Origin of the sequence: Bradyrhizobium sp. WYCCWR 12699 (genome assembly GCF_032144035.1) — a bacterium.
Taxonomy (GTDB): domain Bacteria; phylum Pseudomonadota; class Alphaproteobacteria; order Rhizobiales; family Xanthobacteraceae; genus Bradyrhizobium.
Map to the genome: position 1 here is coordinate 645,811 of NZ_JAVTJN010000036.1, position 18,103 is coordinate 663,913.

Below are 18,103 nucleotides of genomic sequence, written 5' to 3' on the forward strand. Positions count from 1 at the left end.
ACGTGAAGGCCCAATCGCTGCCCGCAGATCGGACACCTGCCGGGCAGCTAGACCGCCGCTCCCGGACGCATTCCAGGGCGGCACTCCCGGCGAGAGCAAATCACTCTCGCTGAAATCACTCTCTCCCCAGAGGAGAGGCCTTGCTCGATAAAAAAAGCTCGCCTTTTGATATAGCATGGCCAGCCTACCAATCTCTCAAGGAATGCATCTAAATTAAATATGCAGCGCCAGTCAATTATTTAAAATAAAAATCACAAATTTAAATCAAGCGTCGGCTGCGACGTCGGTAGGCATCCCGGGCAAGCGCAGGAGTTCGTTCAGATACCTGCCGTATCCGCTCTTCTCCAGTGGCTGAATCAGTCCTCGAAGCTGATCTTGACTGATGAATCCCTGGCGAAAGGCGACCTCCTCAACGCAAGCCACCTTCATGCCTTGCCGCTTTTCCAGCGTCTGGACGAACGTCCCTGCATCGATAAGCGACTCGACAGTGCCCGTATCCAACCATGCGAATCCCCTTCCCATGCGCTCGACGTGGAGAGCGCCGGCCGCGAGATAGCGCATTTGCAGATCGGTGATCTCGAGTTCTCCCCGGGGAGACGGTTCGACTCTGCGGGCATACCGCACAACCCGGTTGTCGAAAAAATACAGACCGGTGACGGCCCAGTTCGATGTCGGCTTTCTCGGCTTCTCGTCGATTCGTAGTGGGCGGCCGGCGTCGTCAAACGTAACAACGCCGTACCGTTCAGGATCGCGCACGTGATACGCGAACACGGTTGCGCCTTCCTCGCGGGCCGCGGCTTTCACGAGCAGTTCGCGCAAACCGCCGCCGAAAAAGATGTTGTCCCCGAGTACCATCGCGACGCGATCAGTTCCGATGAAATCAGCGCCTACAATGAACGCTTCAGCAAGCCCGCCCGGGCGCGGTTGTTCGGCATAGCTGAGCCGGATTCCCCACTGGCTTCCGTTCCCGAGCAATCGCTCGAACTGGGATCGGTCCGCCGGGGTCGTGATGATCAGGATCTCGCGGATGCCTGCCAGCATCAGTGTCGACAGCGGATAGTAGATCATCGGCTTGTCATAGATGGGCAGCAGCTGCTTGCTGACCACACGTGTGATCGGGTAGAGTCGTGTTCCGCTGCCGCCAGCCAGGACGATTCCCTTCAGCATCGGTGTCTGCTCCTTCGACAAGTTGGTCGAGACAGGTTTCGAGAGAATGGCGCCAGCAGGGTAATCGAATTCCAAACACGCGTTCTGCTTTGGATGACTCCAGGCGCGAGTTTACAGGCCTGCGCGCAGCGCTCGGATACTGCGCTGTCGTGATCGCTTCCAGCGTCGGCGGTCGCCCTCCCCGACGGGATAAACCATCGAAGATTGCCTCGGCAAAGCCATGCCAACTCGTTGTTCCCTGGCCGGCCACATGGAAGATGCCCGCCGCTGTGCGGCGGTCATCGGTGAGCGACCGCTGTGCGATTTTCAGCAGCGCTGCGGCCAGATCCGCGGCCGACGTCGGGCTTCCGGATTGGTCGCAAACGACCCTTACGATCGGGCGCGTTTCGGCCAACCGCAACATTGTCCGAACGAAGTTGGTGCCTATCGAGCTGTAGATCCACGACGACCTGACGACGGTCGCCAGGGGATGCGCCGCAAATACGGCCGCCTCGCCGGCCAGCTTTGATGCACCGTATGTGTTCAGCGGCGCCGGCACGTCGGCCTCGTCATAAGCCTCGCGCTTGGCGCCGTCGAAGACGTAATCGGTGGACAAGTGCACAAATGGAAGGTTCCTCTGCCATGCAACATCCGCCAGCGCAGCCGCGCCGTCGCGATTGATGCTGAAGGCCTTTCCGACCTCGGACTCCGCCAGGTCCACAGCCGTATAGGCCGCGGCATTAATGATCATGCAGGGGGCGATCGAGGCGACCGTCCTGTCGATCCCGTCCCGGACCTCAAGGTCGAGCTCCTCGCGCCCGAGGGCTACCGCAGACAGGCCGCGAAGAGCAGCGGCATCACGAAGGCAGCTGCCCAATTGGCCATTTCGACCAGCAATCAGAATCGGTCGTTCGATCATTGGCAGCCTCAGTGTTGGGTGGCTGGAAGGCCAAGACGCGAGCCGTCGTAAACCATGCTGCGAGCCCGCGCCCACCAGGCGCCGCTGGCCAGATACCATTTCACCGTCTCGGCGAGACCTTGTTCGAAGCTTCGGGTCGGCCGCCAGCCCAGCTCACTGCGAGCTTTGGACGCATCGATCGCGTAACGTGCGTCGTGTCCCGGACGATCCGGCACGAACGAAATCAACGATCGCCTCGCTGCTGGCCCGGGACGCAATCGATCAACCGTTTCACAAATCTGGGTGACGACTTCCAGGTTGGAGCGTTCGCTGTCGCCGCCGAAATTATACTTCTCTCCGGCCCTGCCATCGCTTAGCAGCCTGATCAGGCCTGCTGCGTGGTCCTCGACATGAAGCCAATCCCGCACGTTGCTTCCGTCGCCGTAGACAGGCAGCGACTTGTATTCAATCGCGTTGAGAATCGTCAGCGGAATGAGCTTTTCCGGGAATTGGAATGGTCCGTAGTTGTTCGAACAGTTCGACACGATCACCGGCAAGCCATAGGTCTTGTACCAGGCGAGCGCGAGGTGGTCCGAGGCCGCTTTGCTCGCTGAATAGGGAGAACTCGGCCGATAAGGGGTATCTTCCCGGAAGCAGTCGGCCGGCCCCAATGAACCGTACACCTCGTCCGTCGACACGTGTATGAACCTGAACTGTCTCTTCCGCTGACTCGACAGCCCGTCGTAATATCGCCTGGCTGCCTCCAGTAGAGTGTAAGTGCCGACAATGTTGGTACTGATGAACGTTGCCGAGCCGGTAATCGACCGATCGACATGACTTTCGGCCGCCAAGTGGATAACAGCGCTCGGCTCCCATTTGTGGAATAAGCGAGTGACCGACTCCTGATCGCAGATGTCGTGCTGCTCAAATCGATAGCGGCTGGTACCGTCGATGGAGGCCAATGAGGCCAAATTGGCTGCGTAGGTCAACTTGTCGACATTGACGACCGAGGCCTCAGCTTCCAAGGCCAATTGCCGGCAGACCGCAGACCCGATAAATCCCGCCCCACCCGTCACCAGAACACGCATGAGACGTCCTCTACTCAAACACGGGAGTAAGCTGACCGAAGGTGGGAAGCGCTCGATCCTTCGGCGAAAGCTGGGCCTCTGTGGCCTTCACCGGCCACTCAATTGCCAATTCGGGATCGGCCCAGTAGACGCCGCCATCGTGCTCCGGCGAGTAGACTTCATCGACTTTATAAAGGACGGTGGTTTGAGGCTCGAGCGTACAGAAGCCGTGAGCGAACCCTTTCGGAACGAGCAACTGCTCGTCACTCTCGCTATCCAGCTTGACCGAGACGTGCTTGCCGAACGTCGGCGACCGACGCCGCAGATCGAGCACCACATCAAGGATCGCTCCTCTCAACACGCGAACGAGCTTGGCCTGCGCGAAGGGAGGCCGCTGGAAGTGTAATCCGCGAACCGTGCCGATCCGCTCGGAGCATGACTGATTGTCCTGGATAAAGTCTTGGGAAATCCCATTTTCGACAAACGCAGAGCGACGGAACGTTTCGCAGAAATAGCCCCGCGTATCGGAAAAACGCTTTAATCGGACGACCTTTACGTCCGGAATCGCCAAACTTCGCACTTCCAGCATGACCGCACGCTCCGATACGCAGCGCTATCGCTCGGACGATCGGCCTGATCCCCTAATGTCCTGAACCGAGCGCCTTCGCCAACCAGTTCCGCTTCGCTCCGTTCGCGGCAGACATCAGTTCAATCGGCCGTCGCACCCTTCCTCATCCCAATTAATTATTCTCCCAATTAATGCCGTAGCTATATTTAATTGGCAATACAAATTTTATCCTATATATTATTTTAAATGTGACAGTGGCCCAATATCCGCCGCGGGATTGCTCCCGCGCGATTGCCGACAGCCGAGAGAAATGTCCGATGCTGCAGACCAATACGCTCCAGAACGATGGGTCACGCCTCCCTCCCCCCATTCAAATGCAGCTGAACCGACAGAACACAGCAGGCATCGGCGAGCTCATTAAATTCGCGCTGGTATTTATACGGCGGCAATACCTCGTCATCATTTTCGTCACTGTCCTCGCAGGTGCCGCCAGCCTCGTTTACCTGAGACTGGTCTCGCCGGCCTATACCGCGCAGGTTCAGGTCCTGTTCGAAAATCCAAGGGCGCAGTTCCTTCAGAAACAATCGCTTCTTTCCGAACCGCTCCTCGACGTTACCCAGATCGAGACGCAACTGCAGATCATCAAATCGCAGGCGACTGCTGCAACCGTGATCAAGCAGTTGAAATTGGCCGATCACCAAGACTTTAGGGAGGGACGGTCGCTGCAGTCCTGGTTGATGGGGTGGCTTCAACGATGGCGGCCAGATCCGTCAGAAGGTGCGCCACCTGCTCCGCGGGAGCAGCCCTCGGAAGCAACGATTGCAAGTTTTCTGGATCGCCTGTCTGCAGGTCGAGTTGGCTATAGTCACGTCATTGAAATCGCATTCACCGCGAGCGATCCAGCGCTGGCGGCAGAGATCGCGAACGCTATTGCGAGAGCCTACATCAATGATCAGCTCGAGGCGAAATTTGAAGCCACGCGAACTGCAACGAGTTGGCTGCAGGAACGGCTGCGGAGCCTCGGAGAGGAGGCGCTGACCGCCGAACGTGGAGTCGAGGCTTACAAATCTCAAAATAACATCGTATCGCCCGGGGGAAAGCCGATCGACGAGCAGCAGATCACAGAACTCAACACCCGGCTGGCTACCGCTCGCGCGCAGAGTTCAGAAGCCGCGGCCAAGCTGTCGCGCTACGAAGTTCTTCTCGGCGTCGACCCGGCAAAACCATCCTCGATCGGCAATCTGGACGCCATCGGCTCCGACGCGATGAACAGTCCGATCATTACATCGCTACGCCAGCAGTATCTCGAACTCGCCAGGCGTGAGGCCGAATTGTCCGCCCGCGTCGGCCGAGATCATCTCGCGGTGGTCAACGTTCGAAACAGGCTGCGCGAATTTCGCGTTTCCATTCTGGACGAGGTTAAACGACTTTCCGAGATCAGCCGCAGCGAAGCAGAACTTGCAAAGCAGCGGCAGCAGGAGATCGAAAAGCGTCTTTCCGTGGCCATTGCGCAGTCGCGCCTCACGAACTCGGCGGAGCTGACGATAAGAGATTTGGAAAGTCGGGCGAAGAGTCTGCGAACCCTCTACGACACATTCCTTCAGCAATATATGGGCTCGGCGCAGCAGGAGACCTTCCCGATCTCAGAAACCCGCGTCATCTTCCCCGCTTCTGCCGCTCAAACCAAGAGCAAACCGAAAGCGAAGGTCGTGCTGAGTTTCGGTCTTCTGGGAGGGCTCGCGCTGGGACTGCTCCTCGGTTTCGTGCGAGACGTCATGGATCGCGTTTTCCGCACGTCTTCACAGCTAGAAGCAGCGCTGGACCTGCCTTGCCTATCCCTCGTGCCGATCCAGAGCTTGCCCAAGCAGCAAAGGTCGGCGGCTCGGCCGCAGCAGGCACAGGAAGCCCCGAACCAACGCATACTTCCGAGCGCTCCGGACATTTGTCGCGCCGTCGTGAGCATGCCTCTCTCTCGGTACACTGAGGCGATCCGATCAATCAAGATCGCGATCGACCATAGCCCGGCGAAGACTCCCAACCAGGTGATTGGCGTGACTTCGGCCCTTCCAAATGAGGGCAAGACCACGATTGCCGCTTCCGTGGCACAACTTATCGGGCACAGCGGAAAGAAAGTGATCATCGTCGACTGCGATCTTCGGAATCCATCGCTCTCGGCTCGGCTCGTCCCAAAGGCCGTGGATGGCATTATTGAAGTCTTGAAAGGGACTCGTTCACTCGAAGAGGCAGTATGGCGGGATCCGAACACGACTCTTGCCGTTCTTCCGGCCGTTCAGCGTGGGTCCGTACTTCACTCAAGCGAACTTTTATGCGACGGCTCGATCTGCAGGCTGTTTGATCGTCTGCGACAAAGCTATGACTATATCATTGTCGATCTTCCGCCGCTGAGCCCGCTTGTCGACGTACGGGTCACTGCTCCTCTGATCGATTGCTACGTTCTCGTCGTCGAGTGGGGACGCACGAAGATCGACGTCGTGCAGCATGCACTGCACACCGCCCCGACGATCTCGGACTCGCTGATCGGCGCAGTACTGAACAAGACTGACATCAAGGCGATGGCCCGATACGACGCCCACCGAAGCGATTATTACGATGACAGTCACTACGTTCGATATGGTCTTTCGAGCTCCTGAGCGGCCTTTCGCCATGCATCATGAGCCTGCCGGTCCAAGCGTTGACTCAAGCCCGAGGGGTGACGTTGTATGCTGGACAAGTTTCTGATTGTGGCACTCTTGGTGTCCGTCGCCGCGGCTTTTGCAACACCCGAATTTCCGCAAGCGCAAGTTCTTTGTCCTGCTCTTCTCGCGATCGCGGTGCTGGCAGCCGCAGTTTTCACCTCATCCTTCGCAATCGCGCGCCTGGTACGACGGTTACGACTGTTTCTGCTCGTCATCCTCGTTGTACCGGCGGTCTACATGACTGTTCAACTCGTTCCAATTCCGATCCACGGGGCCGGCAATCCGATATGGGCCGCTGCATCGGCTGCATTGAATGCCCCCCCTTCTGAACGGCTCACGGTGGACATCGGCGCAACCGTGCAAGCATTCTCGAAATACATTGCTGCTGTCGCCCTCGCGCTCATTGCGGCCATCGTCGCGCTGGATAGACAGCGCGCGTGGCAACTCCTCACCATGCTGGTCTCGGTCTCAGCGATCGTCAGTGCGTACTTGCTAATGCGACAGATGATAGGAGCTGACGGTCTCTCGCCCGTCGGCACTCCCGTAACCGTCGTGACCGACGCAGCACCCTCGGTGCTGGGCTTGGTGATGTCGGCAGCGATGGCGGCCCGCGCGTTCGAGGAACGCCGCCAGGCCAAGCAAATCTCATTTCGGCTGGCGGCGCCCTTATCGTTCGCAATGCTGGCAACGTTTCTCTGCCTGTCGGCGATCCTTGCCAGGGCAGACGGGACGGGAACCGCCATAGCTGCACTGCTTGGAGCGGGAATCGTTTTCGCCGCGTTCGCGATCCAGAACTGGTTCTATGGGGTTTGGGGAATGGCGAGCGTGTTTGCCACGGTCGCAATTCTCTTTTTGGCGGCCTTCACCCTGCTGCCGGTGAGGCCGAATACCGATCTCGCGATCGCCCTATCTGCGCAGCACCCGGCGGCGACTGAACGGATGCTGCAAGATGCCGGCCAGGTTGGGTCCGGTGCAGGAACGTACGTGGCGCTGCTGCCGATCCATCGCGATATCGGGGGGCCTTCATCGCGAGAGCGGCCGACCGCTGCCGCCGTCATCGCCATCGAAATGGGCCGCCCTTTCCTGTATGGGCTGTTGATAGTTGCGGTACTTGCCGCCTCGGCTTTGCTCAGATGTTCCCTGCAGCGAAGGCGGGACTACGCCTACGCCGCTATTGGTTCTGGTGCTGCGGCTGCGCTAGCCATGCTGGCCTTGGTCGAGGACGGCATTCTCGAGTTCGGCACATCGCTGTTGGCTGCCGCCACGTTAGGGTTGGCGGTTGCCCAAAGCCAGCGTGATACGGCTACTGCGCCCTTGTCGCCGCAATCAACGCGCTCCGTAAGGGAGCCGGATAGTTCGGATCCGGCATCTAAGCCAGCCCGCCAATATGGCAATGTATCCATGCGTATTGGATTGGGCTCTGTCGCTGTCGCCCTGTGCGCGCAAACGGTCTGGCTATACGCTCACCCGCGGTATCCGGGCGGATTGCCGCTTGAAGCGCCTTCCGTCAACCAGGCGGCACGCCAGGCGTCCGTAGGGGCACCGCGTTCGGGCTCACTGCGCGGGGACGGCGATTTGCATCCGAGGACACCTGTTCTTGAACAGTTGCCCATCGCCAACGAAGCCGCAGCGTCAAAGCCGGAGATCGGAGCCGATCCGGCTGCGCCGACTGCATTGGCACGGGCACTGCAGTACTCACCGCTACGAGGTGATCTTTGGCTCAAGCTAGCGGCGCTCTCGAGGGAGCAGAGATCGGCGGAATACGATGTCGCAGCTCTACTGAAACTGTCGTACTACACAGCGCCAAGCGATTTGGCGTTACTTCCGCTACGGCTGACTGTCGCTCTCGGCGAGGTCTCGACGGCAAACGAGCCGGAACTGCGTGAACTCGTGCAGCGTGACATCAAGATTGCCCTGACCAAACAGCCCAATCTCCGCCCCGCTCTTGTTGCCGCCTATCAGTCGGCGTCCGCGGAAGGAAAGAGCATGGTGAACAATCTGATTGCGGAGCGGGATTCAGCCGCTCTTCAAGGGAAGGAAATCCGGGCTCCTGCGCCCGGAACGGTTGTCTCTCCGCCGAACAGTGCACCGGGCCGCGGCACCGGTCGGTAACTCCCGAGGTATTTTGCTCGATCCGATAACGCCGCCCTGCTCGAACCTCACCAAGTGCGGCCAATATTTAAGTTCTATATTTCCACTTGAAATATTCAATAAATTAATAATATATTAAATGCTAGTCAGAGTACCTCGTCATGAACTTCGTGAACCGACACCTTCCCGATCAAATCGATACGGCTCGTGTCAGTCTCGAACCGCCAATATCCCGGCATAAATGGCCCCTGCGGTATGACCGGATCGAACACGTTGCGCTCTGTGCCGATATCGCGACGATTTTGCTCGCGAGCGTCATGTCCACGGTCTTGTACCGGTTCCAGAGCGTACAGACCGGGGCAGACCACGGCAACGCATTTGGCTTGGCGCTGATTAGCGCGGCTTGCGTGGCTTCCCTCCTGAAGGCTCAAGGCCTCTATCGGCCGATTGAGCTCCTTGTGCTCAAGAACCAGGTTCGGGCCGTCTGTGTCACTTGGGCGTCATTGTTGCTCTTGATCTGGGCCGCATATGGCTTTGCAATTTCCCCAGGTGCCTCTCAGAAACCAGGCCCGCTGTTCGCCATCCTCGGCTTGGCCTTGCTTGTTGCAGAGCGATGGGGGGTCAGGGCAGTGCTGATAAGGGGTCTGAGCGAAAGAAAGTTCGCCAGCACCAATATCGTTCTAATCAGCGACCAACCGCTTTCCAAAAACGCCGGCCTGCCGGAGACCTTGTCTATGCACGGATATTGCGTCAGAGCACGGTTCAGCCTGCCGCCGATCGGCTTCGGGCCCGCCGGTCGTAAACGGCTCGCCTCTCGCGTAATCGACTATATTCACAACGTCCCGCTCGATCAGGTGGTGGTCGAGGCCTCTCCAGAGCGATGGCCCGAACTGCGAGCACTTGTGGCCGATCTCCGGGTTTTGCCCTTCCCGATCATGTTCGTGCCCGTCGGCACAACATCCGAATTGCTTCGACATCCGACACGGAATCTTGGAAGTGCCGTTTGCGTCGAGTTGCAGCGCGGTCCCCTCACCTCCCTCGAGTGCGCATCCAAGCGAATGATTGATGTTGTCGGCGCAGGGCTCGCGCTGGCGATGGCTGCACCACTGCTGGTACTGGCTGCAATCGCAATCAAGCTGGACTCTCCGGGCCCGGTGTTCTTCCGACAGCAACGCTGCGGTTTCAACGGTCGGACATTCCTGATCCGGAAGTTTCGGACCATGCATGTTCTCGAGGACGGCAACGTGATCACTCAGGCCGTCCCTCTCGATCGACGGGTCACCCGCGTGGGCAAGTTGCTGCGCCGGTCGAGCTTCGATGAACTGCCGCAACTGCTAAATGTTCTCGAGGGCAGCATGTCGCTGGTGGGCCCGCGTCCCCACGCCTTGGCCCACGACGGACAGTTTGACAAGCTCGTGCGAAACTACGCCTTTCGCCGCAGGGTCAGGCCTGGGCTGACCGGATGGGCCCAGGTTCACGGCTGCCGCGGGGCAACGCCCACGGCGTCGATGATCGAAGCACGCGTCCAATACGATCTCTGGTACATCGACAATTGGAGTCTTCGGCTGGATCTTGCAATCCTGTTGCGAACTCCTGTGGAAGTATTACGGGGGCGCAACGCCTATTAGCTCCAACCCCGACCAAAGGCGCCTGCGCCAGTCCCCTGGTGCAGCTAGTTCACGCCCGCTGCCGAAGTTTCGGAGCCGCTTCCCCGATGCGAAACTCCTCGATTCGACGACCGGATTTCACCGCAGCAACCAGCCAACGAGGTCGCTTGCCACGCCCCGACCAAGTTTCGGACGTCTGCGGGTTACGGTATTTCGGCAGCACGCGCGGATATTTGCGCCTCGGCTTGCCCGTGGGAGAGATGTCTGGCCTGCCGGTTTCGGCTAACATAGCCATCCCGCCGCCGAGAACCGCCAGGCGCTTCTCCAGTTCCTGCTTTTCCGCTTTGATCCGATCCGATAAAATGCCGCTAATTTCCTCATGAAGGGACCATAGATCATCGAGGGACATCGCTTCTAGTTCGAGCTTCTTGGTCGACATGCTAGCATCCTGTAGTTGCGCCCATTTAATATTGTCCCAGCGGAGCAATCAAGAACCCAATGTCGGGCTTAGCGAAAAATATTCGGAACCCAACAGCATTTTTATGCTCCACATAACTGCGTCGCCGGTTCCAATCAAGACTGAAAAATGTATTATTCGCTGAATTCAATAGCGGGCAGCGCATAACACGCGCCCTGCGTGCGCCGGCGCCGCGATTCAATCGGATTATGATTGATTAAAGCGTCGCGAGGTCGATCTTCCGCGCCGCCGCCCTCGTGAGGAACATGACTGCGGGAGGCCGCATCCGGGCATTCGTCCTGAAATGCGGATGTCAGCCCGCTGCAGCCGCGAGGTTATGATTGCGATATCTCTAAGCGCGAGCTTTCGCAGCTGGATTTGGAGCTGCAGATCCTTGAGGTCGGTCAACGGTTCCGCAGGCGCTATAAACTGCCTGATCGCAACTCCAAGACGTACCAACGGGCAGCCGATAATATCCAATGTTTCTCTTCGAGAGCGCAGCAAGCCTTCCTCGCCCACTAATAAAACAGAAAATAATCCTCGCAATATACATTTAATAATATATTATTTATTTATTATCACGTCAAATGAAAGACCGACCCTGATTTCCAGTCTTTTGTTCGCCACGCGAAAAACCTTTATTCGGCGTCAGAGACGACTGTTGGGCAGGTTGGTCGGTGACGAGAATGCTATGCGCCGGCAAGATCTCGAAGCCATGGATTTTGAAGAACTTTGGCTCCTCCACGAGGAGCTCACGAAGATTCTTGCTGAAAAGATAACAGCCGAAAAGCGCGAGTTGGAAAAACGCCTGGCGCAGCTCAATCAGCCGGACCAATTCGGCGAGGCGGAGGGCGAGGCGACAGAGATGGGCCCGGGCCAGTCCCCTCGCCGCAAATACCCAAAGGTCGTGCCGAAATACTTCAACCCCCTCAAGCCGACAGAGACTTGGTCTGGGCGAGGCAAACAGCCGCGCTGGCTGGTCGCAGCGCTTCAATCAGGACACACGCTCGAGGAGTTCAGGATTCTCGAGAACGGCGAAGCGTCCAACCGGAATGCTGGTAGTCACGAGCATTGATGGCTTCATCGACGCAAACACCCGCGGGCGCGAATCGTCTGCGAACGGATGGGAGTTACCGGTCGCTCGGCTCGCAGCGCGCTTGCGGCCTACACCTTCCCTGTGCGCACAGCGACGGCCGCCTTCAACAAAAACTGCAAGGTGTCCACTTTCGGGAGAGACCACGATCTACGCGGATGGGCGGCGGCTTGCCAGGCGCCATTTGCCGCGTTCCGGTAGTTTCCAAGATCCAGCGCCGTCATCGCGAGGAACAGCAAACGCGTGGACGGAAAACGTGCCTGCATCAACTGTCGCATGAACTGCAGGCGGGGAATCAGGCGGGAGCGCATCGTCTGCGGAATATCGACGCCAAGCAGCCCGGAAAGAGCGACCAGTTGGGTTTCAACCGCGTTCTTCATCAATTCGCCCGAGACTAGCGAGGCAAGCTTCTCCCAATCAAGGCCTTCGGCGGAATCGTTTAGATCTCGCAATTCAACAAGGTGCCGCAGGTCGAGGTCGCCGAGCCAATAACCGTAGTCTTGAAATTGATCATGGATGATCAGCGTGAGCGCTCGGTAGACAGGCGTGGGGATATACACGCGCCCGCTTCCCAGCGGCGCGATGACGCAATGGTTCAGCGCCTGCCCGATACTTTGGTAGAGGTACGCGGGACCCGGAGCGGCCTGCTGCAGGTCGATGGTCCCGACATCCTGTGACCGGCTCAGCTCGACGTGCCATCTCTGGCTTTCGGCGGGGGTCTGGTAATCAATATCGTAGCCAATTGCACATAGAGCGGCGATTGCCATTTTGGCCTCGTCCGGCATGACGATGATATCCAGGTCGGACATTATCCGAACGCCTCGGCGCTCCTCGGGTGCGGTCGCCAGTGTCGATGTGCCCTTGAGCATGATCGGGGTAATTCCCAAGCGGTTCATCGCAACGACGGCTTCTTCCAGCTGAGCGAGGAGGCGATTATTGCGCAGCTCGTTTCGGCGGTGAATATTGCGGATATATGCGCAGACATCCTCCGGCAGCATCGATTCATATTTGCCCACAAAGTCGATGAGCGCCGGCGTCGTCAGAGTCCGATTTGCGAGCCCGATTACGGACGTCCACTCCACGTCGACGGGCGGCATACCTCGCAAGCAATTGCAGAGGCTCGAGAGCGCGCTTCTATGCCTCACCATCGCACAATTCCATAAGCAAGCGCCGAGCTCCCACCGACTCGCAGTAGGTGAGTTGAAATGATCGCGCGCCCGCGACAATCCGCTTCAAAGCGAAAAAGCCGGCCTGCGATAGCTTTCCGTCAGCGGCAAATGCGTTTTCTATAAGCCGCTTCATCGCATCCAACTGGTCTATCGCGGTCAGTTCTTCTGGACCGCTCGCGACCCGTTTCAAGAAGACGATCCAGCTCGCGGAAACGCATTGGTTCTGCGCATTTGGAATGGGGATGTACCGCACTCGAACCCCGTCGGAGCGGCAATGCGTCGCGTCATACCTGTCGCCATGCAGCCGGGAGAGCAAGTCCCACGATCCCTCCTTGACTGTGAGCGCAAAGGGAATTCCGCAGATGGTCCCGTCAGCTCCAACCAGCGCAACATCATCGCCAGCGTAGCTAAAGCCGGCGTCCACGAGCTGCAGTGTCAGGGTCGACTTTCCAGCTCCCGGCTGACCGCACAACAGCAGGCCCGCACCGTTTCTCACGAGAGTAGCTGCATGAAGGGAAAAGACCCAGCGATCGCTTCGAATAAGCCGCTCGCTGACGTGCGCCTTGATCGTCGGCGCCAGTGCTTCGACTTCACATCTGGAGATTCTAGAATCCTCTCCGCGGAAGAGCACTTGCTCGTCCAGCATCGTTGCCTCGATCACCAGGTCGTTGTCGCACGCGCCCTGGTCCGCGACGCAGAATACGGAAAGCAGCCGCCTCAAGAGGTCTCGATCTGCAGTCCGGACGCCTATTTTGTGCCGCCCCAGGATCACTGAGAAGGAACAGTCAATCGGCACTTGCCAGTCCGCTTGGAGTAGCGCTTGATCGGCCCAGACATTTATAACCTGGCGGGTGAACTGGCGTGACGCATCCTCGTCAATGCCTAGCGCCCCAAGCCCCTGATAGACATCTTCCAGAGAGGCACCTTGCGCCAGTTTGCACCAGATGAATGCCGCTACCTGGTCCAGCTCGAAGATCTTCTGCCCTGCTTCGCTGAAGAGCATTGATCGACCATCCAGCAGCACGAACACTGCATCTGGAGCCGGTCTCAACACCATCTCTGCCGACGATCTTTTCAGCACGGCTCCAGCCAATGTACGAAGGTTCGTCTCGCCCGACGAAGGCCAACGCTATGTCGCGGCCGCGACAGAGTGAGGCCTCGACTACGAGTTTCGATCTACCCCGGCCTGCGGTGCTGCAATTCCCGTTCAGCCGAGCACAAACCCGATCGGGCTCGTTTCGAAATGACAATCCGGCCCGTCATGCCGCCAGCTGCCCGTCCTCGCCTCCCTCCTGTGGCGCGACGTTCAAAGGCAGCTCGTCAAAAAAGCACTCTCTCGCGGTCAACCGATGAGCTTCCAAAAGGTAACGATAAGCTTCGCGATCGGCTCTCCGTTCTTTTAGAATGCGCTCCTTCTCGCCAATGCTGGCCAGCTCCGCGCGCATCTGGGCCAACAGCGGTGCGTGCGAGACGAGGCAATTATTGTGATTTAATTCCCACATCGCTTCCTCCAGCCGATGAAACTTCAATAAGCCAGAGATTACGTGATCGGCAGGATTTAACAACGCTATTTATACAATTAACCGTAAATCACAATTTGTTTCATATTTGAACCTGATCCGGCCGCCGAACACAACTGTAACCGCTGCAATTGCCTTCGCAAACACGAAGCAGCTGCAGCCTTACCGTATCCGCTTACATATTTGATTGCGGCGCGCTTCGCGTGGACTCGCGTAAAAAATATATCCAAGCGAGTCGCAAACCGCACCGCCAATGCGTTTTCTATTTACAAATTAAATTTCGGCGGTGAATATTCAGAAGCTGCGCGAATGGGAGCTGAACGTGGTGACTGTCAAAAATGATAGTAGTTGCGCTGCCGGCGGCGCATGTCGCTCGAAGCCTGAAGAATTGAGCCCTTATATTTATATTTGTTTGCGGCTTACCCGCGACTTCACGTTGAGTGTTGAACATCATTTAGAACTGCCGAGCCAAAGCCCGGCGGTATCCCACAATCCACGAAACTAGGAATCCGGTCGGTTGGAGAAGCGCCGTCACGAGCAAGCTGCCCTTTGCTCGACAGCGACCCAGGTGCGATGCCCCCCCAAGTGAACCCGCATCGACGAGAGCGCACTCCGGCCGACCGGCCCCCTTATTCGACCACACATCCAGGGAGGTTGGCGTGGGTATGATTATGGTCAAGTGTCCGCAATCCGGTCGCGCGATTCCTACCGGCCTCAAATCCGATCGTGAGACTTTCCTGCGAAGCATCGTGTTTTTCGGCAATACGCTTTGTCCGGTCTGTCAGGCCAATCACAACTGGTTTGCCCGCGAGGCCTGGGTCGAGGAGCCGGTCATCAGAACGATAGAGGTCGCTCGTACGGCGCCGACGTACTGACGCAAATAACGAGGGGCGCTTCCGCGACTGCGCCAGCTTCCCTTTCCGATGCAGTCGTTGTTTTTGCAGCGCTGGCCGCTTTGAGAAATATTTCGCGCATCGTCGTAGAGCGAACCGACGCCTCCGGCAGTCACCGGTTAGACATTATTGGCACGTCGTCACAAATCCGAGCTTCCCGTCACGACTTCGTAACGGAGTTTGCAGCCTGGCTGTTCTGCGTGACACCAAGCATCGAGTTCGTTAGCCTTCTGGCGCAGTCGAAGCAGCTCCGCAGGAGAGTAAGAGGGGCGGAGCCCGGTGCCGGGAGAAAGACGACGATCATCGTCGGCATCCGGCGCGCCGAGGCCCCGAGCAATGAGATATCCCATGCAGGGGATTCGCAACTCAAGGCATTTCTGATCACTTCGCTGCCTGGATAGAAGACTAACGCGGATGCGCGGCCTGTTCTCTGCGACTCCGCGAACTGCTGGAGCACACTTCCTTGCGACATCACGCTTGATGGTTCGCCATTCTCTGTTCCGCCAATTCGATCGCAATGAGTTGGTGTCCAAAGCATCCGTCTCTCGGTGGACGTCGCTGCTTTGAACCTGACCGATCAAATCTTCCATCTTGAAAATGAAGTCGCGAGCCGCTGCCCATTGCGCACGATGGTAGATTCAGCATGTCGGCGCAAGCAGATCGCGCTGGTCTTCGGGTGAGCTCGGCGCGCGCCATGGTGACCACAAGCGCGCTGGTGGCTCGAAGCTGCGCATTGAGCGTCGAGGATGAGTACGACGGGGTGGACAATTGGATTGCAACGTACCGCACACGTCGGGCGCCGGGTGGCGCCCCAGTCACGATACCAGCGCGTCAACAGCCGCAGCGGAAGCACGATTTCGCGTGCCGCAGATTTGCGGATCCCGCACAACGTTTGCGATAGGAAATGGCAAATGAGCGGCCTCAGCTTCGACGGCTCAGGCCGCCGGGTGTGCTGCCGCCTTAGGCGCACGTCGACGCAGGGGCACAGAAACGATCGCCAAAATTGCCGATTATTCCCGATTTCCAGGCGCGGGAAGAAAAATGATCTTCGCCGCGCGTTTGGCGTACGAGCGCTGCTTGGCTGTCCCAGCCAGCGAAGAATCGGCAGAAGCGCTCGAAGAAATTAGGTAACGAGTGCTGACTGTTGGATTTAATTGCGATTTAATCCCGATCAGAGCACAATTTGATGAAGGTATAAGCGGTTCATTTTTTACTAGCTTTTCCCGCCCGAACGATTCAGACTTGCTTTCATTGAGAATCTTTATTTCGGGGAAATTCAGATGGGAAAACCTGCTGTTTCCCGTGATGCCTTCCGTGGGCTATTCGCTTTCTATGCGGCAAGGGCCCATCACGACCACGACTCCAAGGGCGAACATTGCCTCTTAAGGCTGTTCAGATCTGCAGAAGATATACCAGAAACTTTACTGCTGCAGTGGTCGGACAGAACTGAGCTACTCGGCTCCGAAACCGTCGGTCGGTTAATGGATCCGCTCGTTCGTCAGATCACAAGAGGCAACGCTCAATACGACCATGCCAGCGACTTTCTCCACACGCTGCTGAGAGACCTCGGGCAAAAAGTGCAGTAATCGAGATTCGCTCCGCTATCGTCGCTGCAATCGTCAGGCGCGAGTTCTCCGCGCTAGCGACCTGCGCCCTCTTCGCGTGCCGCGAAATCTTCGTTTTGGGATTATCGAAGTAGGGATAATTCAGTTGCTTGCTGCGAAAGTCTTCACGGACGATTTTTACTGAGCATTCGATGCCTTAGCCGCGGATCACTCGAAGGCAATCGCGGATCACAGCTGATCACTGAACTCAGGCTGGGGCTCGTCGTGAATTTCAACATACCCGTGACTATTGCGAGCCGGAGTCTGACGTCCGTTTACGACCACCACGGAAGGGCTACAGCGTCGCATGGATGGGCAAACGATCCGGCTTACCTTCTCAGAAGTCGAAGAATTCTTCCGTGGACATTGCCGCCACCAGCCTACGAGTTCAGTGCCTGGTGGATGAGGCCTCATCAATGCGAAAGGTTCAAGGCGCACCCCCTCAACGAGTTAATCGATGGAGCGCAACGTAAGGCCGTGAGGATTGACAAGAGAGGCAAGCAATTCCTGTCATTTTAGCCTCTTTTCAGCCAAAAAAAGTTCGTTGTTTGGCGCGGGGCAGGATCTCAGCTCGGAGTTCCTGCAATGTTCAAGCAAGTATTTTCTGCGTGTTTCCTCGTTGTCATCGGCCCAATCTGTTCAGAAGCAAGACCTTATCGCATCGTCCAAGCGCCCGAATGCAATGTCATCATGCCATGTGACTTCTCGGCCACCCAGGCGCGCCGCGAACGAACTTTGCACTACTCACTGCTGGCGTATCGCCCCAAGCAACTCGCGTTAGCCACGCCCAACAGCGTAGCGGCGGTGAGTGACCGTACTCACGGCCGGATTGTCGGCGGTCGGCCGCCCGGTTGCCCGTCTTCATTCTGTGGTTGTGGCGCAGCCCTGCGAGTGTTTGGTCGTGTCGTGCCTGAATTGAACCTTGCAGCCAACTGGCTACGCTTCCCGCGGACTTCGCCTGCGCCGGGAATGGTCGCGGCGCGGCGCGGACATGTCTTCGTTCTGGAACAGCACCTCGAAGGCGACATGTGGATGGCGTATGACGCCAACTCAGGCGGACACGCGACGCGGATGCACCCGCGATCATTGCGTGGCTACACGGTTGTCAATCCTCGCGGTGCGGGTTGAACGGTCCCAACGACCGTTGGCCTAACGGGTGGTCGCCGCTCTAACGCCAGCCAGCAGCCATGAACGTGGGCCAGGTGTTGCAATATCTGCCCCGGAGCCCAGCCGGTGACCCGTTGCGGACCTGGGCCGCTGCCGCTGCTTGGGTCGCTAGGACTCTGACAAGCAG

At 57.9% G+C, this 18,103-nt stretch carries 15 protein-coding genes; 7 read left to right on the forward strand and 8 right to left on the reverse strand.

Annotated elements, in window-relative coordinates; translation table 11 throughout:
- Nucleotides 1-264 precede the first annotated feature (264 nt).
- Genes rfbA through rfbC form a run of 4 tightly spaced genes read right to left on the reverse strand, consistent with a single transcriptional unit; the run spans nucleotide 265 to nucleotide 3,700 of the window.
- On the reverse strand, nucleotides 265-1,167 hold the full coding sequence (gene rfbA, locus RPS27_RS27920; protein ID WP_212068542.1) for a glucose-1-phosphate thymidylyltransferase RfbA: 903 nt from the start codon (nucleotides 1,165-1,167) through the stop codon (nucleotides 265-267).
- Nucleotides 1,076-2,065, reverse strand: coding sequence for a dTDP-4-dehydrorhamnose reductase (gene rfbD, locus RPS27_RS27925; protein WP_212068541.1), 990 nt, complete (start codon nucleotides 2,063-2,065; stop codon nucleotides 1,076-1,078). Before rfbD ends, rfbA begins: the two co-directional genes overlap by 92 nt.
- Before the next feature lie 8 nt (nucleotides 2,066-2,073).
- Nucleotides 2,074-3,132, reverse strand: coding sequence for a dTDP-glucose 4,6-dehydratase (gene rfbB, locus RPS27_RS27930; RefSeq protein WP_212068540.1), 1,059 nt, complete (start codon nucleotides 3,130-3,132; stop codon nucleotides 2,074-2,076).
- Between the two features lie 10 nt (nucleotides 3,133-3,142).
- A complete protein-coding gene (gene rfbC / locus RPS27_RS27935; protein ID WP_212068539.1) occupies nucleotides 3,143-3,700 on the reverse strand; it encodes a dTDP-4-dehydrorhamnose 3,5-epimerase in 558 nt (185 codons plus the stop codon).
- Between the two features lie 296 nt (nucleotides 3,701-3,996).
- Between rfbC and RPS27_RS27940 the strand changes: the two genes are divergently transcribed.
- The 3 genes from RPS27_RS27940 (at nucleotide 3,997) to RPS27_RS27950 (ending at nucleotide 10,094) form a co-directional block, all read left to right on the forward strand.
- Nucleotides 3,997-6,330, forward strand: a complete 2,334-nt coding sequence (locus RPS27_RS27940; protein WP_212068538.1) for an AAA family ATPase — start codon at nucleotides 3,997-3,999, stop codon at nucleotides 6,328-6,330.
- A gap of 69 nt (nucleotides 6,331-6,399) precedes the next feature.
- Complete coding sequence (locus RPS27_RS27945) at nucleotides 6,400-8,487, forward strand: hypothetical protein (RefSeq protein ID WP_212068537.1); 2,088 nt, start codon at nucleotides 6,400-6,402, stop codon at nucleotides 8,485-8,487.
- Nucleotides 8,488-8,627: 140 nt separating this feature from the next.
- Nucleotides 8,628-10,094, forward strand: a complete 1,467-nt coding sequence (locus RPS27_RS27950; protein ID WP_212068536.1) for an exopolysaccharide biosynthesis polyprenyl glycosylphosphotransferase — start codon at nucleotides 8,628-8,630, stop codon at nucleotides 10,092-10,094.
- 49 nt (nucleotides 10,095-10,143) lie between these two features.
- Here the strand turns inward: RPS27_RS27950 and RPS27_RS27955 are convergent, their stop codons facing one another.
- On the reverse strand, nucleotides 10,144-10,512 hold the full coding sequence (locus RPS27_RS27955; protein WP_211419275.1) for an H-NS family nucleoid-associated regulatory protein: 369 nt from the start codon (nucleotides 10,510-10,512) through the stop codon (nucleotides 10,144-10,146).
- 709 nt (nucleotides 10,513-11,221) lie between these two features.
- On the opposite strand from RPS27_RS27955, the gene RPS27_RS27960 reads away from it, so the two are divergent.
- Complete coding sequence (locus RPS27_RS27960) at nucleotides 11,222-11,605, forward strand: H-NS family nucleoid-associated regulatory protein (protein ID WP_211419274.1); 384 nt, start codon at nucleotides 11,222-11,224, stop codon at nucleotides 11,603-11,605.
- An 89-nt stretch (nucleotides 11,606-11,694) separates the two neighbouring features.
- Here RPS27_RS27960 and RPS27_RS27965 read toward each other — a convergent pair whose 3' ends face one another.
- From RPS27_RS27965 to RPS27_RS27975, 3 genes are all read right to left on the reverse strand, one after another.
- On the reverse strand, nucleotides 11,695-12,720 hold the full coding sequence (locus tag RPS27_RS27965) for a nucleotidyltransferase family protein (protein ID WP_212068535.1): 1,026 nt from the start codon (nucleotides 12,718-12,720) through the stop codon (nucleotides 11,695-11,697).
- Nucleotides 12,721-12,757: 37 nt separating this feature from the next.
- Nucleotides 12,758-13,873 (reverse strand): serine/threonine protein kinase, encoded by a 1,116-nt coding sequence (locus RPS27_RS27970; protein WP_212068534.1) that lies wholly within the window; start codon nucleotides 13,871-13,873, stop codon nucleotides 12,758-12,760.
- A 178-nt stretch (nucleotides 13,874-14,051) separates the two neighbouring features.
- Nucleotides 14,052-14,294 carry a hypothetical protein gene (locus RPS27_RS27975; protein WP_212068533.1) on the reverse strand — a complete coding sequence of 81 codons (243 nt, stop codon included), beginning with the start codon at nucleotides 14,292-14,294 and terminating at the stop codon, nucleotides 14,052-14,054.
- 677 nt (nucleotides 14,295-14,971) lie between these two features.
- Between RPS27_RS27975 and RPS27_RS27980 the strand changes: the two genes are divergently transcribed.
- The 3 genes from RPS27_RS27980 to RPS27_RS27990 all read left to right on the forward strand — a co-directional run bounded on the left by RPS27_RS27980 (nucleotide 14,972) and on the right by RPS27_RS27990 (nucleotide 17,937).
- On the forward strand, nucleotides 14,972-15,187 hold the full coding sequence (locus RPS27_RS27980; RefSeq protein WP_194402602.1) for a hypothetical protein: 216 nt from the start codon (nucleotides 14,972-14,974) through the stop codon (nucleotides 15,185-15,187).
- 1,298 nt (nucleotides 15,188-16,485) lie between these two features.
- Nucleotides 16,486-16,791 (forward strand): hypothetical protein, encoded by a 306-nt coding sequence (locus RPS27_RS27985; protein ID WP_211419270.1) that lies wholly within the window; start codon nucleotides 16,486-16,488, stop codon nucleotides 16,789-16,791.
- A gap of 603 nt (nucleotides 16,792-17,394) precedes the next feature.
- Nucleotides 17,395-17,937, forward strand: a complete 543-nt coding sequence (locus tag RPS27_RS27990; RefSeq protein ID WP_212068532.1) for a hypothetical protein — start codon at nucleotides 17,395-17,397, stop codon at nucleotides 17,935-17,937.
- Nucleotides 17,938-18,103 lie beyond the last annotated feature (166 nt).

Coding starts and splice junctions, on each gene's coding strand:
- RPS27_RS27940 (WP_212068538.1), top strand. CDS start 3,997: ATGCTGCAGACCAATACGCTCCAGAACGATGGGTCACGCCTCCCTCCC.
- rfbB (WP_212068540.1), bottom strand. CDS start 3,132: ATGCGTGTTCTGGTGACGGGTGGGGCGGGATTTATCGGGTCTGCGGTC.
- rfbC (WP_212068539.1), bottom strand. CDS start 3,700: ATGCTGGAAGTGCGAAGTTTGGCGATTCCGGACGTAAAGGTCGTCCGA.
- rfbA (WP_212068542.1), bottom strand. CDS start 1,167: ATGCTGAAGGGAATCGTCCTGGCTGGCGGCAGCGGAACACGACTCTAC.
- RPS27_RS27960 (WP_211419274.1), top strand. CDS start 11,222: ATGCGCCGGCAAGATCTCGAAGCCATGGATTTTGAAGAACTTTGGCTC.
- RPS27_RS27965 (WP_212068535.1), bottom strand. CDS start 12,720: ATGCCGCCCGTCGACGTGGAGTGGACGTCCGTAATCGGGCTCGCAAAT.
- rfbD (WP_212068541.1), bottom strand. CDS start 2,065: ATGATCGAACGACCGATTCTGATTGCTGGTCGAAATGGCCAATTGGGC.
- RPS27_RS27945 (WP_212068537.1), top strand. CDS start 6,400: ATGCTGGACAAGTTTCTGATTGTGGCACTCTTGGTGTCCGTCGCCGCG.
- RPS27_RS27950 (WP_212068536.1), top strand. CDS start 8,628: ATGAACTTCGTGAACCGACACCTTCCCGATCAAATCGATACGGCTCGT.
- RPS27_RS27955 (WP_211419275.1), bottom strand. CDS start 10,512: ATGTCGACCAAGAAGCTCGAACTAGAAGCGATGTCCCTCGATGATCTA.
- RPS27_RS27990 (WP_212068532.1), top strand. CDS start 17,395: ATGTTCAAGCAAGTATTTTCTGCGTGTTTCCTCGTTGTCATCGGCCCA.
- RPS27_RS27985 (WP_211419270.1), top strand. CDS start 16,486: ATGGGAAAACCTGCTGTTTCCCGTGATGCCTTCCGTGGGCTATTCGCT.
- RPS27_RS27975 (WP_212068533.1), bottom strand. CDS start 14,294: ATGTGGGAATTAAATCACAATAATTGCCTCGTCTCGCACGCACCGCTG.